This is a genomic window from Mucilaginibacter rubeus (assembly GCF_003286415.2).
Lineage (GTDB): Bacteria > Bacteroidota > Bacteroidia > Sphingobacteriales > Sphingobacteriaceae > Mucilaginibacter > Mucilaginibacter rubeus_A.
The window spans coordinates 2,095,359-2,111,970 of record NZ_CP043450.1 but is presented as its reverse complement, the minus strand read 5'-3'; the positions used below and the strand labels follow the sequence as shown (position 1 = coordinate 2,111,970).

Here is a 16,612-nt window from a genome sequence, read left to right as displayed (position 1 = left end):
ATTGACATTAATTACCGGCAGGCTATAAACCTTAACCTTTAACTAAAAGACCCGCATTCTTTACCACTTGTTGCAATAAACGCGCATATCGATCATTCTTTTAAATAACTTATTTTAAATTACACTGATATTAAATAAGGGCACGGTACGATGTCGCAGGAAGACGAAAAGAGTCCATTTTACGCGTGTATTATACTTGACAAGTCAGCTTATATAAAAGCAAAGGCCACTCAAATGAGCGGCCTTTGCTTTTTATGGAATATTAACAATATCTATTAATATAAGGTAAACTCAACCCTGCGGTTAGCCTGACGACCAGCAGCGGTTTTGTTTGTAGCAATTGGCTGGGTTTGACCATAACCGGTTGCTTCGATACGTGATGGATTTGCACCTTTGCTTGCCAGGTAAGATTTAACAGACTCGGCGCGATCTTTTGATAAACGCATGTTTAAATCTGCAGAACCTGTGTTATCAGTATGGCCGGCAAGTTTCAGGCTGAAGTTTTTATCAACCAGTAACTGTGCTACCCTGTCCAGACTTGGGTATGAGTGAGCACGGATAGTTGCTTTACCCAAATCAAACTCAAGGTTTTTGATAGCGTCTTTAACTACTTTCTTATCTTCTTCGGTTACATAAACCACCGGTTTAGCTAAAGGACAACCAGAACCATCAACTTTTTGACCTGCTGGCGTGTTAGGGCATTTATCGTTTACGTCCACAACACCATCACCATCGCTATCGGTAGTTAACTTAGCTAAGTTAGCGTTGGTTGTAGCAAGGTCGCTTGCAAGCTGAGCATTTTTAGCTTTCTCGGCATCAATTTGCTGTTGTAGCTCGGCACGTGTGCGTTGATTTTCCCACTGGTACTCGGTACGCATTGATGATACCGGGTTATGAACGGCCATCTGCGGCTTTTTCTTGCTGCCCAATGCAAACTCTAAACCAACGTGAGCGTATGAAAATCTGTCATCGCCGCCGCCAAAGTTATAGCCATCAAAGTTATCTGACTGCACAAAGTTAACCTGGTAACCCAAATCAAGATTGATACCCGGAGCAAGGTTGAATTTCAAACCCGCGCCAATTGGAATGAATACTTCGTTAATGTGACCGTTGTCGGTTTTCTTGAAGTTTTCCTGCTGACCACCGGCCGGTGTAATCCTCGGCGTGTAGTTCATATACCCAGCACCAGCAGTTAAGTAGGGCTGAATGAACGGCCGGTCATGGCGCCAGTTGATATTTGCCAATGTAAAGTTGGCGCTCAAGGCTGCCGACCAGTTTAGTTTTGTAGAGTACGAATCATAAGCAGAAGTACCGGCTGTGGTTACGTGGCTGTTTGATGATGCCACCTGGCCACGAAGGAAATCGGCTTGTAAGCCAAATGATGGTAAAATTTGTTTCTTAATGTAAGCACCGTATCCAAACTGTTCGCTTGGGTTGGTAAAATCCTGTCGGTTATTACGGCCGAATATGGTGTAAGGAGTTAACAATCCTCCATGTACACCAATTGACCAGGTGCGTAATTGATCACCGCCTGAAAACGGTTTTACATAATCTCTTGCTGCTGCTGAAGTATCTGGTGATTGAGCGAATAATTTACTGCCAACCAGTACCCCTGTAAAGAGCAGTGAGGCTTTTTTTAAATTTGTTTTCATATTTCTAATTTTAATTCTCCGTTTAACATTTAAGAAAAACGTACATTGGATAATCCAACATTGATGCCATCAGCATTTGGCAACCGGAAAACTAGGCCTTAAATCAGTCTAAAACAAATCGAAAAAATAAAGTAAAAATTTAATATAAACCGTTGATTAACTAAGCGAAACAACGATACTTTTATGATACAATTCAGATTAGTTGAAATACGTAATTTGTATCTATTATTTAACTTTTTGTACCAAATGGTTAATGAGTTAAAAACAATACAGTTTTGTACAGATAAGGAGTAAATAAACAAAATAGTTGTTAAGCCATTACGGCAACCATATTGAACAGATTTTCGCCCAGGTTAATATTTCCGCTGACATGAGATGAATCCAACGCGGTTTGTGGATCGATACCTTTTGTAAATACTTTCCAGGCAATATCGGGCGACAGTGTAATCTTAGTATCCGGCGCAGAACCGGTGTTTTGGGTAAGCATCCAGCCATCGGCAGTTTTGAGCAGGAACCAGTCGCCTCCGGCTTCACCGCTTATGGTAACCTGGATTACCGCACCGGCATTGGCAATAACAGTACGATAAGCATGCGGAAGCCCGCGCATAAATGTATCAATACAGGGGTAGAATAACTCGGCTGTAATAATACCCTGCTTACCAACAGCTTCGCGAATTTGTTGCTGATGATGAAACTTTTCGGTGTATTCGCGGGCAATGTGAAACCAATTAACAGACTCCTCCTCTCCTGCCCAGGCTACAGAAAATGGCGCGGGTGCAAGCAGATCGGCTTTTGACATTATTTCGCTGTATTGCCGGCCCGTCGCTTCTAAAAGTTCGATTAACAATTGCGGGCTCACACGCCTCATGGCTTTTACCCAGGTTGCATTTAAGCCATTCAAAAAATCAACTAAATCGCTGTAATTATTGATGGGGATTGACGGGGGATCGCCGATAAATTGCTGCGACAAGGAAATAACACGCATGTTGCCATCAAGCAAATGGGCGGCAATATCCTTCACCGTCCAAAGCTTTGCCAATGTTGGCTTATTCCACTCTTCGGCCGATAGCGACTTAAGCAGTTCTATCAGCTTTTGATCCAAAAGGGGGAACAGGTGCACTGTTTTAATAGGGACTTCCTGTTCCGCCATCTGGTATTTTTTATTCGTAATAAATTTTATTATTGGGCCGGGTGAACAATCACCTTCCATTTAATTGCCGCACCAGCCTTTGAAAGCGTTGCAGCAACAGAACAGTATTTGTTGATAGAAAGCTCGGCAGCACGTACGGCTTTATCTTCATCAACATTACCATAGATATGAAATTCAATATCCACATCTTCCCATAGTGAAGGCTCTTTACCGGCCTCACGCTCGCCATTAACCACCATTTTATAGTCGGTTATTTCCTGGCGTTGTTTTTTTAGGATACTAATCACGTCAATTGCAGAACAACCGGCAAGGCCCATTAAAAGCATCTGCATTGGGCGGATACCAAAATCCTGGCCGCCACTTTCCGGACTACTGTCCATTTTTACTGTGTGTCCATTAGCGTCAACAGCTTCGAAGCCAAAATCGCCATGTACACGTTTTAATTCAATCTGAGCCATATTATCTGGTATTATTGCGCTAAGTTATATAATTAAGTGCTTATGCTAAAACACACTACTGTTGTTTAATCGGTTTTAGTAAAAAATGACCTATGTTATATATTTTCTGCTTTTAACAGGTATAACCAGCTTTAAACCTGACCAAACCTCATCAACTGCGCAAACTTTAATATCAACCAGGCCAATTTGCAGGGCAAAATTCCTGATCAAATCTTCGGTAAGATCAGTGACTACCTTTGATGCCTTTTTGGGCCAGGAAACCCAGATCATGCCATCCTGCTTTATTTGTTTCATGAACTCCGGGAGTTTAGCACGATATTCATCTGCGCTTTTGCTAAAGAAATGGATCACATCATTTTCATGCGAAACATCGGCAGTAAAATAAACATCAGGAGGCATATCGGTAAACAAATCGATGTAATGCTCGGGCGCGTTGATCAGCATTAATCTTGCTCCTGCTTTTATGCCAAGTTTTTTCGCCAAAGGTGTACCCGAATAGCCAGCCATTACAATATATCTTTCAGGTGATGTAACATATGGTCAACGTAATCGGCGGCAAGCCATTCAACCGTTTGCAGGTTTGGCTCCTGTTTGCTGTTATCACAACGGGCGTTTAACCTATCGGGAGGATAATTATTCAAAACCCGTATAATTTGCAAGTTTAACAATGCCCAAAGTTCAATCAGTTCGTTGATATCCGCGTCCTGGTAATGAGCAGCAGCAACCCACTCCACCTGCTCATAGGTGAGCCTGAAGTTCTCTTCATAAGTGCAGCGAACAAAACGTTGCAGGTTGATCTGGGCGCTGTCAATCAAATGACCTATCACTTCTTTTTTTGACCATTTGGCAGGCGATGTTTTATAAGTCCAATCGATATCCTGTCCCTTTAACAGTCGTACATCGTCAATAATTTGGCTGAGTTTATTAATCGCCTCGTTCATTTATCTATTTTATAAGTGGTATAAAAATATGAGCATTTCATATTAAACAGCAAAAGCACTAACTTCAGAGCCTTAAACATTACTATGGCGCTTAACTATATCTGGATAGCTTTTTTTGTAATTGCATTTGTAGTTTCACTCATAAAATTAGTTTTTTTTGGCGATACAGAAGCTTTCAAATTATTGGTTGAAGGATTGTTCAATTCATCTAAGTCGTCGGTAATGGATATCGCCTTGCCATTAATCGGTTCTATGGCGTTCTGGCTCGGTATTCTGAATATTGGCGAAAAAGCCGGGGCCATCAATTTTTTATCGCGAATAGTCAGGCCATTTTTTAGTCGTTTGTTTCCGGATGTGCCTAAAGATCACCCTGCTACCGGTCAGATGATGATGAACTTTTCGGCCAATTTAATGGGGCTGGATAACGCGGCCACCCCACTTGGCTTAAAAGCTATGGGCAGCCTGCAGGAACTAAATCCCGATAAGGAAACCGCGTCAAATGCCCAGATCATGTTCCTGGTGCTGCATACTTCCGGCTTACAATTATTACCGGTCACGATCATCGCGCAAAGGGCTATCTTAAACTCTAAAGATCCTGCCGAGGTGTTTTTACCTTGTATTATTGCTACTTATGTGGCTACCGTTGTGGGCCTGATCGCAGTAGCTATTAAACAAAAAATCAATCTTTTTGACAGGGTAATTATTGGCTGGCTTGGCGGCGTTACAGCTTTTATTACACTGGTTGTATGGTACTTTACTACTCAGCTAACTAAAGAACAAATTAGTACGGTATCATCCGTTATCAGCAATGTAATGCTGTTTACCATACCGGTGATATTCATTGTTGGCGGACTTATAAAAAAGGTAAATGTATTTGAAGTTTTTGTTGAAGGTGCTAAAGGCGGCTTTGAAACATCGGTAAAGATAATCCCCTACCTGGTAGCCATGCTGGTTGGTATCAGCGTTTTCAGGAGTTGCGGCGCATTGGATTACATGAATGAAGGGCTGCGCTGGATTTGTGTACAATTCCATTTAGATACTCGCTTTGTTGACGCGATGCCGGTTGCCTATTTAAAACCGCTCAGCGGATCGGGCTCCAAAGGCATGATGATAACGGTGATGCAAAACTTCGGTGTTGATAAATTTGCCGGGCGACTTGCCGGAATCTTCAACGGTTCGGCGGATACTACCTTTTATATTGTGGCGCTATACTTTGGTTCGGTAGGCATTAAAAAATCGCGCTACGCTATTCCGGCCGGACTTATAGCCGATCTGGCCGGGGTTATCGCGGCTATCTTTATCGCTTACTTATTCTTCGGCCATCAGCCATAAGGGCTGTTTAACAAAGGGTTGCTTTTATTCATCAATTAAATTGCTACTTTTATCGCACCCTTTTTTAAACTAATGACTCAAACTTACCTTAAGGAAAAGCACCTTAAAAAAAAGCGTGCTATGAAAGGCGTGTACGCCATTGTGATTGCCGGCCTGATATTTATATTTATTATGGCCAAATTTGCTACATCGGGTGGCGTTTCAGAAGTACTTTCGTTCAGTAAAGCACCCACTGCCGAAGACGCTTTTAAAATAGCTACTGAATTTGTTACGCCAACCATACGTAACAGCAATATTTCGTTCCCCGATGATAAATACCAGTTTGGTAAAAAGGCCGATTCTATTTTTATCATTAAATCATACGTACTTTCGAAAGGTAGCAAAGGCGAAACAAACCGAACCAATTTTGAGGTACTGCTGAAGTACAACGGTGGCCCTAAATACCTTAAAAAAAGCTGGGCACTGGTAGATATTAACGAAAGCTCTGAATAAATAAAGTCAGAAGCATTAAGTCGAAAATCAAGAATCAGGTTCCTTGACTTTTTAACTTGGAACTTATGACTTTAGACTAAAGACTAACCGTAAATTTTATATAATGGCTTTATGGAAGAAACCGGAATTGAGTTGATTGAAAGTGCCACAGCATTTATAGGGCATACTCAGTATCAAACAATAGTTAATAGCGGCGGCCACGGGCTCATCACCGACGAACCTTTAAAAGCCAATGGCAGCAACACCGGCATGAACCCGTTCAGCTTATTGCTGGCCAGCCTTGCAAGTTGTACCGTTATTACCCTGCGCATGTATATCGACCGGAAAATGTGGCCGGTAGAAGAAATTAAAGCTGATATTGAGATGTATAAAACTTTAAGCGGCACACGTATAGAAACCAAACTCAGTTTTAAAGGCGAAGTTAATGATGAGCAACGGGACAGGTTACTTAAAATAGCGAACGCTTGTCCGGTTCATAAAATACTGATTGGCAATATCGAAATTAACACAAATATCAGCGCATAAAAAGCCCGCGCGGCAAAAAGCTACGCGGGCTAAATCACTCTAAAACAATCACCTCTTAAAAAAGAAGTATCTGTAAATAATTAAACAAAAAGGTAATTACCAGCCTGTTAGATTACTTGCAGACACAAATATACCCATAAGTAGCAGGCACAGTATTAAACCGGCAATTCATTTGACGGCTAACTGACAGTACAGGCTTTTTATACCTTCAGATGACTTTAGGCCATTAGCCCCTTGATAAAAATATCAAGCAGAAGCAGTTTTTTGGTGTGGATTTCTTCGAGGTGTTCCTTACGTGGGAAGTTGGTTTTCTTTTGAGATATGGCCCCAACCCTGATACCATGTAGAGCATCCATCAATACGTCAACAATCTCTTCAGGGTTGTTTACCGGCTTTATCGCACCTTTCTCAACTTCAATCTTAATCGCATTACTTAACAGGTTCAATTCGGCACTATGCACTTCGCCCACTATTTGCCAGATGGTTTCGGGCAGGTTTTGTTCATTAAGCCTGAAAAAATCAAAAAAGTTATAGTTATTAACGATAAACTCGTGGTGGGTATTTACCTGGAAATTGAATGCCTCTTTTAAGTTAGTAAAGCTATCTAACCTGTTCTCAAGCGTTTTTAGATAGTCGGTAGCAAGCTTGCGCATTACGGCAATGTACAGCTGACTTTTATCCGGGAAATAATAATAAAGCAAAGCTTTTGACATGGATAAGTCACCGGCTATTTCGTTCATGGTTGTTTTTGAATAACCATAATGTAAAAAACGCTGGTGCGAGGCCTCTAAAATTTTCTCCCTTTTAATATCCTGCTGGTCATTAGCTGCTGCCATGTGAAAAATTTTGCTTAAAAACAGGTAAACAAATAAGTCAATACAATCGATTTCCTGACTTTTTTAACAAAACTATCAAAAATTCATCAAATAAATGTAGCAACACCCTTCCGCAGGGCATTTGCTAAAACAATTTTACATTCCAACTATTTTATAGGGGACACCAATTTTTTGATTATGGATATTGGAAACAGATTACCACCCGATTTGCTTGAGTTTTCGCAACGGATTCCCGCCTTTGCCTGGAATTTAATCATTATCGCTTCGGCAATACTTATTGGTCTCGTCACTAAATTTATCATTACAAAATTATTCCGGATCTACGCTCAACGCAAAGACACTGACTACTCCATACTACGATCAATAATTGTAAACCTTGGCCCGGCAGTAGCTTATTTTATACCGCTATTCCTGTTTAATCTACTGTCGCCGTTACTGCGGATGAACAAACTCTATTATCAGCCGCTTGATAAAACCATAGAGATCTTGCTTACCATATCATTTGCAGGCCTTATTGTGCGCTCTGTTCGCATTTTGGAAGATTACATCTATCACACTTACGACCTTAATAAGGTTGATAACCTGAAAGAACGTAAGGTGCGAACGCAGATTCAGTTTATCCGCAAGATCATCGTGGTAACTATCATCTTCTTGACTATTGCTATTATCCTGCTTAGTTTTGAAAGTATGCGTAAGATAGGTACAGGCCTGCTCACAGGTGTTGGTATAGGTGGTATCATTGTTGGTTTCGCGGCACAAAGCTCGTTAGGCAACCTTTTGGCCGGTTTTCAGATAGCCTTTACGCAACCTATCCGCATTGATGATGTTTTGGTTGTTGAAGGCGAATGGGGCCGTGTAGAAGAGATTACCCTCACTTATGTTGTACTAAAGATCTGGGACGAACGGCGACTGATACTGCCCATCAATTATTTTATCCAAAAGCCTTTTCAAAACTGGACGCGCACTTCTGCGGATATATTGGGCACTGTATTTTTATATATGGACCACACCGTTCCGGTTGATGCCATCCGTGAGGAGTTTGAGCGGTTGATTGTAAAATCCCCCCTTTGGGATAAACGGGTTAAAGTAGTACAGGTAACCGACGTACGGGAGCATACTATCGAAATCAGGGTATTGATGAGCGCAAGCACCTCGTCAAACGCTTTCGACCTGCGTTGCTATATCCGCGAAAACCTCATCACTTTTATCCAAAAGAATTTCCCCGGCAGCTTGCCGCGTTCACGTAACGAACTCAGCAACTTGGGCGAACTTGAAAAATATATTCAACCTGCCACAGGAGCTTAAACCAATTTGCTTAAGCTGATGCCCGCCCCAATTACCAAAGCGTCTTCGGCTGCGCCAATCAACGGATCGGCGACATGGTTAGCCTTAACTATATTTTTGCGTAGATAATAGCTTGCGTAGGTTGCCGCTATTGCTGTCGCCCCTCCTATCAATGCTCCGGCTAAGGCTTTACCACCAACAGCTTTATAAATACTTGCACCGGCCAAAGCACCTGACAAACCTCTGCCGGCTACGCCTGCCGGCTCTATTCGGTTCGGTGTTGATGGTAATTTATCGGCGATAAGCTCGGTAACCGATAAGACCTTCAAAACAGCTGCTACGGTTGTTGATTGCATGAATCTCAACGGCGATTTCTCCAGTTTTTTTGATGGATGAGTACTAAGTATATGAGTAGTTATAACAGGAGCCGATAAGGTACGCATTCCGGCTAATGTACCGATGCCAATCACCGGCCAAAATGGTTGTGATATTTTAAGTTTCATTTGCTTCAAAACATTTTTTAAAGAACTAACAATACCCCGTAATGTTCTGATTAAAAATACAAATCAATTATCAAATGCGCGTGTTATTTAAACACATCAACATTAAAAACTATGAGAATACATGAAAACAATGCCCTTGGCCAACTTGGCTCAGCCATTGGAAAAGGCCTTTTGGCGGGGCTCGCGGCAACGGCGGCCATTACGCTATCGCAAATGATAGAAATGAAAATAACTAAACGTAAGCCAAGCGAAGCAACACTCAAAGTAGCTGAAGAAACTACAGGGGTTAAACCTGCTACAGAAGAGGAAAAACCCAAACTATCACAGGAAATTCATTGGACTTATGGTACAATATGGGGAGTTTCACGCGGCTTATTATCACTAACCGGGCTTAAAGGCTGGCCGGCAACCGCGGTACATTTTACTGCTATTTGGGGTACAGCGTTGGTAATGTTACCTAAATTTAAAGCTGCTCCTCCTATCACAGAAGAAAAGTCACAAGCCATCGCTATAGATGCATTACATCATGCGGTGTATGCAGTTGCAGCGGGATTAGCTTTTGATGCCTTAGATGCAGGCGGCAAACATGAACGCAAATTCAACAAACTGGTTAAGCAATTACGCTTAAAAGGCATCATCAATAAATTCAAATATTAAAACCTGGTATAACAAAAACGGCCATGCTAACTTAACATGGCCGTTTCTATATCTATTAGCCTTATTTTAAACTACTTCTGGTTCTAACACCGCCGCATGTTTAGGTTCAACAGATTTTTTGCCGAATAACCTTGCTTTAAGGTTATAACGGATCAGGTATAAACAAGGTACAAGTATCAGTGTAATAACCGTAGCAAACCCCAAACCGAAGATCATTGTCCACGCCAATGGGCCCCAGAAAGCAACGTTATCGCCGCCAAAGTGGATATGCGGTTCGAAATGGGTAAACAAACCTACGAAGTCGATATTGAAACCAACCGCCAGCGGTATCAAACCTAAAATAGCGGCAGTTGCTGTAAGTAATACCGGTGTCATACGGGTATGGCCGGCTTCAACTACTGCATCGTGAATGCTCACGCCCTGTTCAAGCAGCATATCAGTAAACTCAACCAGTAAGATACCGTTACGAACAACCACACCCGCTAAAGCGATGATACCAACGCCGGTCATTACGATAGACATGGTCATACCGAACACACTGACGCCCAGCAATACACCTATAATACTAAAGAAGATCTCGCTAATAATGATAAGCGTTTTACCGATTGAGTTGAACTGGATCATCAAAATAACCAAGATCAACCCGAAAGATACTGCAAGTGCCGACAACAAAAAGGTCATGGCCTCCATCTGGTCTTCCTGGCCACCGCCCTGACGAATAGTCACATTATCCGGCCTCTTAAAGTTATTTATCGCTTTAAGGATATTGGCATTAACCTCGTTAGGATTATTTGGCTTAATTACATTTGAGCCAAGCGTTAACACCCTACGCTGTTGTTTACGTTTGATATTACTGTAAGTGGTGGTATAGCGCACATCAGTGAAAGCCGATATTGGCACCTGGCGTATCGCGCCACTCATGGCCATATCACGGTATGTAATTTTCAGGTTTTTGATCTCATCAATATTACTGCGCTGACTTGGCAAGGTCCTTACCATGATTTTATAATCGTCCTCGCGGGTATTGCGAAAATCGGCTGCCTTCCAACCATAAATTGCGGTAAACAGGTTTTGATTGATTTGCTGAGAAGATACTCCCTCACGGTTAGCACGCTCACGATCTATATCAAACACAATTTCTGGCTTATCGCTTTGCACGTCGGCAATCAGGTTTTCGATACCAGCAATATTTTGCTTAGCCAAATAACTTTTAAGCCTGTTGCCGGTAGCAACCAGCGTATCCAGGTTATCACCCACTATCTCAATACTGATATCTTTTTGTACCGGAGGACCGCTGCTCTCCTGTGCAACAGCTATTTTTGCACCGGGAATCCCTTGTACAGCCGCACGGATGTTGGCTAATACCTTTTTGGTATCCTTACCGTTACGTTTACCAAATTCAACAAACGCTACGGTAACCTTACCTTTATTTTCATAATCGCCCTGATCTTCATCAGTAGGATCGGTAACCCCTTTTGTTACGTTTGAAATAACTGACGACACGATATCCTTATCAGGCTCAACTACTTGTGCAACGCGCTTTTCTATCTGTTTGGTTACTTCATTGGTATAAGCCTGATCGGTACCGATAGGCAAAGTAATGTACACATAGGCAAAGTTAGGGTCGCCCGATGGAAAAAATTCGGGCGTTTTACCCCGTACGGCCATCAGGAAAATTGCAAAAATAAATAAGCCGATAGTTCCGACCAGAACGGTTACCGGCCTGCGTACGGCACGCTCAAGCCATTTGGCATACCAGTTTTGAAATTTAGGCCAGGCATTTTTCTGGAACCTATCGATAACGCGCAGCAGGAAGAAATGGTTAATCAGGTACAATACCATGATCAACACCATCAGGTTTCCAATGCCAACGTTCATCAGGTAGCCAATAACTGCAGCAATCGCCAAAAATATCATGGCTCTTTTTGTAGGCCTGTCAAATTTAGGATGATCATGCTCGCCGTCATGGTGAGGCCTCATGAAATCAACCGCGAATACAGGGTTGATGATATAAGCTACCACTAACGATGCCAACAAAGTAATGATCAATGTAATTGGCAGGAAGAACATGAAATGCCCAATTAAACTGTTCCAGAAAGCCAATGGCACGAACGGAGCCAAAGTGGTCATGGTACCTGAAAATACCGGAAGGAACACCTCTCCTGCCGCCATTTTAGCAGCCTCTTTAATTGGCACTTTCCCATTGGCAAAAATACGGTGTGTGTTCTCTATTACTACGATGGCGTCGTCCACCACAATACCCAGCGCCAGCAGGAACGAGAATAACACGATCATATTGAGTGTAAAACCAATGGCAGGCATCACCAGGAACGCAATAAAACATGACAAGGGTACAGATAATGCTACGAAAATAGCATTGGTTGTGCCCATAAAAAACATCAGGATAACGGTAACCAAAAGGAAGCCGATAACGATGGTGTTAATTAAGTCATTAAGTGTTGTACGCGTTTTATCTGACTGATCGCCCGTAACAACAATATCCAAGCCTTTAGGGAAAACCGTTTTCTGCTTCAATTTGATCAACTCGTTGATCTTATCAGAAGCCTCAATCAGGTTTTCGCCCGCCCTTTTACTTACGTTAAGGGTAATTACATTTTTGAAGTTAGGATTATCATTGGTTTTTAACCTTGCATAACTTTCCTGCTCTAAAAACGAGTCCTTAACCTCGGCAATATCCCTTAAATAAACAGCCTGCCCTTTAGGGTTACGGATCACCATGGCAGCCACTTCATCGGCATTTTTAAAATCCTGCTTAATATCAATGGTTCTGCGAACGCCGTCGGTTTTAGCAGTACCTGTTGATGACAATATATTTTCGTAACCAATGGCTGTACTAATGTCCGGCAGGCTTAGTTGCGCGGCAGCCATCTTGTTCATATCAACATTAACCTGTATTTCAGGAGTTAAAGCACCTACCTCATCAACTTTTGAAATTTCCTTGTAGCTTTCAATTTCATCTTTTAATATATCAGCATATTCCTTTAGCTTTTTCAGATCATAATTACCTGAAATATTGATATATAAAATAGGCAGATCGGCAACGTTAATATCCGAAACAACAGGATCGGTATAATTATTATCATTTTGCGGGAGATCCTTCTTGGCTTGGTCAATCTTATCCTTTACGTCTATTTTTGCATCCTTGATATCAATATTAGCCTGAAATTCGGCAGTAATAATAGAAACATTCTGAACCGAGTTTGAAGTCACTTTCTTCAATCCCTTTAATGATTTCAGCTGCTTTTCTATCTGGCGTGTTACCAGGTTCTCGATATTTTGCGGAGACTGACCGGCAAAGGTTGTTGTGATAAACACCTTTGATTGTGCTATATCCGGAAAGTTTTCCTTAGGCAAGCGGTTATAACTTACAAGGCCAAGCACCGTGATCAGGAACATGAGCACATAAATGGCCGTTTTGTTATCAATAGCCCAACTTGAAGGGCCAAATTCTTTCTTTACATCTTTCATAATGAACAGATCAATTGGTTAATAACTAATTGGCCGATTGAACAACTTTGACTTTATCGCCGTCTTCAACCTCTGTTGCGCCTTCAACTATCAATTGGTCGCCGGCTTTCAAACCTGATAATATCTCGGTTTGGCCGCCATAAGTAATACCTGATTTTACGTTTACCTGTTTTGCAATACCATTCTGGTTTACAAAAACATGGTCGCCGGTTTCTGACTTCTGTACCGCTTTTACAGGTACAGAGATGGTGTTATTTTTTGAATAGTCGGCTATTTTTAAAATAGCTGTCATGTTAGGGCGCAATGTGCTGCGTACCGGCAGTTTAATCTCAACACCAAAACTACGTGATGTAGCGTCAATAGCTTTAGCGGCAAATGTTACTTTGGTAACTAATGAATCGTTAGCATCCGGAATTAAGATCTTAACATCGTTACCGGTGTTTACGCTGCTCGCATATGATTCGGGAACATCAGCCTTTACTTTTAAAACATCGGCATTAACAATACGGATACCTGTTTGGCCCGGTGTCGCGCTCTGCCCAAGTTTCAGGTCCATTTGATCTACAGTACCGTTTATGGGTGATATGATACGATACAAGGCCGATTGCTTTTTTAACGATGCTAAAGCTTTCTGGCTGCTTTGTAAGGTGGTTTGAGCCTGAAGATATTGTACTTCGGTACCTATTTTTTGGTCCCAAAGATTTTTTTGACGATCAAATAGTTGTTGGTTTAAACTTACCTGAGCTTCGCTTTGAGCGATGTTTTGCTGCATAACGCTATTATCAAGCTGTGCAAGGATCTGACCCTTGCTTACATGTTGGCCTGGTTTTACATAAAGCGCGGTAATGGCAGCCTGCATTTGCGGATAGGCAGTAACATTATCCTGCGCATCTATTTTACCCTGTATTTGAACGTAGTTGGTAAAATTGCCCGTTTTTACTTCAGTAACACTTACGTCAGTGCTTTTTGCCGAATCGGTAGTGCCCATTTCAGACTGCAGCTTCTCAATTTTTGAATTGATATCTGATTGCTGCTTTTTCAGATCGGCAAGCTCGGCCTTTTTATCTTTAGGCTTACTTGAGCAGGCCGCAAGTAAAACCAGGAATGGTATGTATATAAATTTTTTCATTTTCATTATTATATATTGAGTTTCGCGTTGTTGTTATTTAATTCGTCCGTAAGCTTTGTCAAGGTCAACTTTACTAACCAGAGCGTCATACAGGCCTTGTATGTATTTATTATCGGCATCTTCAAGCCCTGTTTGCGCTTGCGTAACCTCAATACTTGAACCTACACCCTGCTGATATTTTATTTTTGAAACGCGCAATACTTCCTGCGCAAGGGTTTGATTACGTTTTTGGTTATTAAGCGATTGTAAGCCGTTTACGTAAGTAACATGGGCCTGATTAGCCTGTAGCTTTAGACCATTTTTAGCGTTCTCCAAATCATTTTGTGATTTGAGTACTGCTATTTTAGATTGCCTGATCTGGTTAACACGCTGAAGACCACTAAATATTGGTACGTTTAAAGTTAAACCGACGTAACTTGACGGAAAACTCATTTTATACAAGTTACTAAAATTATTGTCCTGATATGATGAGGTATAAGCCGCGTTAGCTTTAAGCGATGGCAGAGAAAGCGATTTTTGACGTTTCAGGTCCAGTTGCCTAAGGTCGACATTGGTCTCGGCTAAATTGTACTCGATGCGGTTGTGGTAAAACGCGGTATCGGCAGCAAGATCGGCTGTATTGTCTTCAAGTTTTATATCTTCAAGTTTATCCTTCAAACTAAGCGCATATTCAATAGGCATACCCATCTGAAACTTAAGTACCTGATAATTTAAAGCCAGTAAACGAATAGTGTTTTCGCGGCTCGTAACTAAGTTATTGTACTGGACAACAATCCGGTCAACATCAATTTTTTCAACAAAGCCCTGCTTATTTTGCTGTGTGGTTTCATCCATTTGCTGCTTTAGCTGAGCAATATTGGCATTCAATAATCTTAGCTGCTCGTTGCTAACCAAAACCTGGTAATAAGCTTTAGTAACATTAACATTAGCTTCAATTCTTGAACGGATATGACTGCGGATAGAAAGTTCCTTATAGGTTTTAGAGGCCTTTAAGCCAACAAGATAGCTACCATCAAATAAAATCTGGTTAGCATTTACCCCAAAGCTCGACTGGTATTTAACACCGAACTGAATAGGAACAAAAGTACCGGCCGGCTGTCCAAAAAATTCTCCGGGCAGTAATGTTGTTGGAATTTTCAGGTAATCCTGAAACGATGCTGTACCGGTTACCTGGGGCAAACCTATACCTGTGGTTTCCTTAACTTTATACTCGGCGCTCTTGATATCAAGTTTGGCATTAACTACCGAATCCTGATGCTCATAGGCATAGTTAACACAATCCTCAACAGTAAAGTTAAAGGTTTGTACGTTGGGCGCTGCCTCCTGCCCAAAGCTTTTAAAAGCTATGGCGCAAATTGCAGCCGCCGTGAAAAATAGATATTTCATTATATATGTTGTGATTGAGTGATTTAATTTAACTGGTACAAATTTCATGCAGTTAGTGACAACCTTATGTCAGCATGTTATTCATTATTAATATTCTTATACTCGTTAAGCAGTTTATACCCTTCAATGGTACAAATGCCATAATTAAAGTGATCTAAAAACTGAACCTGCACTTTCCATGGGCTAAAATCCCTCACCGGGAAAATGGATGTATTAAAGCCCAGTTCTACCTGGTTAACCCGCATCCGTGCTATAATGCGTACATCAATATCTTTACGGATATACCCCTGCCCCATTCCCTTGATCAATAGCTCTTCCATTTTTTGGATCAAGATCTCTGCCTTGAATTTTTGAAAATCGTTCCAGGCTTCGGGATGATACTTTTGCAAATCGTGAATAACTATCGGGTTAATCCTTGAAAAGATCTCTTCCGAGCATTTGGTCATGTTGATCATCTCTTCAATCACATTAGCCGATTTGCTGATGATATCATTCATTTGATCCTCATCTTCCTTCAGCTTCTGTTTAGTGAGTGCTACCACCAGTTCATTCTTATCCTTAAAAAACTGGTAAATGGTTTTTTTTGACATACCAAGATGCCTGGCGATATCATCCATGGTGATACTTTTAATACCTGCGGTTAAAAACAGGTCTTCGGCGCCTTTAATAATTCTTTCGGTTTGACTCATTGACTTTCCGGGTCAAAACTAAGGAAACATTTTTTGAATAAAAAGTTTCCAATCATTTTTACTTTTTCATTACAAATATTTGTCCGTTT

The 16,612-nt window shown here is 41.4% G+C and carries 16 protein-coding genes; 5 read left to right on the top strand and 11 right to left on the bottom strand.

Annotated elements, in window-relative coordinates; all coding sequences use genetic code 11:
- Positions 1-275: 275 nt before the first annotated feature.
- The 5 genes from DEO27_RS08720 to DEO27_RS08700 form a co-directional block, all read right to left on the bottom strand.
- Positions 276-1,652, bottom strand: coding sequence for an OmpA family protein (locus tag DEO27_RS08720; RefSeq protein ID WP_112570556.1), 1,377 nt, complete (start codon positions 1,650-1,652; stop codon positions 276-278).
- Positions 1,653-1,962: 310 nt separating this feature from the next.
- A complete protein-coding gene (locus tag DEO27_RS08715; protein ID WP_112570554.1) occupies positions 1,963-2,802 on the bottom strand; it encodes a maleylpyruvate isomerase N-terminal domain-containing protein in 840 nt (279 codons plus the stop codon).
- A gap of 29 nt (positions 2,803-2,831) precedes the next feature.
- Positions 2,832-3,260 (bottom strand): OsmC family protein, encoded by a 429-nt coding sequence (locus tag DEO27_RS08710; RefSeq protein ID WP_112570552.1) that lies wholly within the window; start codon positions 3,258-3,260, stop codon positions 2,832-2,834.
- Between the two features lie 90 nt (positions 3,261-3,350).
- Positions 3,351-3,767 carry a DUF3052 family protein gene (locus tag DEO27_RS08705; protein ID WP_112570550.1) on the bottom strand — a complete coding sequence of 139 codons (417 nt, stop codon included), beginning with the start codon at positions 3,765-3,767 and terminating at the stop codon, positions 3,351-3,353.
- A complete protein-coding gene (locus DEO27_RS08700) occupies positions 3,767-4,201 on the bottom strand; it encodes a DinB family protein (RefSeq protein ID WP_112570548.1) in 435 nt (144 codons plus the stop codon). The genes DEO27_RS08705 and DEO27_RS08700 overlap by 1 nt, the downstream gene beginning before the upstream one ends.
- 84 nt (positions 4,202-4,285) lie before the next feature.
- On the opposite strand from DEO27_RS08700, the gene DEO27_RS08695 reads away from it, so the two are divergent.
- The 3 genes from DEO27_RS08695 to DEO27_RS08685 all read left to right on the top strand — a co-directional run bounded on the left by DEO27_RS08695 (position 4,286) and on the right by DEO27_RS08685 (position 6,550).
- On the top strand, positions 4,286-5,533 hold the full coding sequence (locus DEO27_RS08695) for a nucleoside recognition domain-containing protein (protein ID WP_112570546.1): 1,248 nt from the start codon (positions 4,286-4,288) through the stop codon (positions 5,531-5,533).
- Positions 5,534-5,605: 72 nt separating this feature from the next.
- The gene (locus tag DEO27_RS08690; RefSeq protein ID WP_112570544.1) at positions 5,606-6,025 is read left to right on the top strand and encodes a hypothetical protein; all 420 of its coding nucleotides are present in this window, start codon (positions 5,606-5,608) and stop codon (positions 6,023-6,025) included.
- Between the two features lie 111 nt (positions 6,026-6,136).
- On the top strand, positions 6,137-6,550 hold the full coding sequence (locus tag DEO27_RS08685; protein WP_112570541.1) for an OsmC family protein: 414 nt from the start codon (positions 6,137-6,139) through the stop codon (positions 6,548-6,550).
- Positions 6,551-6,768: 218 nt separating this feature from the next.
- On the opposite strand, the gene DEO27_RS08680 is transcribed toward DEO27_RS08685, so the two are convergent.
- Positions 6,769-7,386 (bottom strand): TetR/AcrR family transcriptional regulator, encoded by a 618-nt coding sequence (locus DEO27_RS08680; protein WP_112570539.1) that lies wholly within the window; start codon positions 7,384-7,386, stop codon positions 6,769-6,771.
- Positions 7,387-7,563: 177 nt separating this feature from the next.
- Between DEO27_RS08680 and DEO27_RS08675 the strand changes: the two genes are divergently transcribed.
- Entirely contained in the window at positions 7,564-8,691 is a 1,128-nt protein-coding gene (locus DEO27_RS08675; protein ID WP_112570537.1) for a mechanosensitive ion channel family protein, read from the top strand.
- Here DEO27_RS08675 and DEO27_RS08670 read toward each other — a convergent pair.
- A complete protein-coding gene (locus DEO27_RS08670; RefSeq protein ID WP_112570535.1) occupies positions 8,688-9,173 on the bottom strand; it encodes a DUF4126 family protein in 486 nt (161 codons plus the stop codon). The two genes, DEO27_RS08675 and DEO27_RS08670, sit on opposite strands and share 4 nt — an antisense overlap.
- A 111-nt stretch (positions 9,174-9,284) precedes the next feature.
- On the opposite strand from DEO27_RS08670, the gene DEO27_RS08665 reads away from it, so the two are divergent.
- Complete coding sequence (locus tag DEO27_RS08665; protein WP_223818192.1) at positions 9,285-9,830, top strand: hypothetical protein; 546 nt, start codon at positions 9,285-9,287, stop codon at positions 9,828-9,830.
- 66 nt (positions 9,831-9,896) lie between these two features.
- Here the strand turns inward: DEO27_RS08665 and DEO27_RS08660 are convergent, their stop codons facing one another.
- From DEO27_RS08660 to DEO27_RS08645, 4 genes are all read right to left on the bottom strand, one after another.
- The gene (locus DEO27_RS08660) at positions 9,897-13,319 is read right to left on the bottom strand and encodes an efflux RND transporter permease subunit (protein ID WP_112570533.1); all 3,423 of its coding nucleotides are present in this window, start codon (positions 13,317-13,319) and stop codon (positions 9,897-9,899) included.
- A gap of 25 nt (positions 13,320-13,344) precedes the next feature.
- A complete protein-coding gene (locus DEO27_RS08655; RefSeq protein WP_112570671.1) occupies positions 13,345-14,448 on the bottom strand; it encodes an efflux RND transporter periplasmic adaptor subunit in 1,104 nt (367 codons plus the stop codon).
- Between the two features lie 33 nt (positions 14,449-14,481).
- Entirely contained in the window at positions 14,482-15,834 is a 1,353-nt protein-coding gene (locus DEO27_RS08650; protein WP_112570531.1) for a TolC family protein, read from the bottom strand.
- Positions 15,835-15,911: 77 nt separating this feature from the next.
- Positions 15,912-16,523 (bottom strand): TetR/AcrR family transcriptional regulator, encoded by a 612-nt coding sequence (locus tag DEO27_RS08645; RefSeq protein WP_112570529.1) that lies wholly within the window; start codon positions 16,521-16,523, stop codon positions 15,912-15,914.
- Between the last annotated feature and the right edge of the window lie 89 nt (positions 16,524-16,612).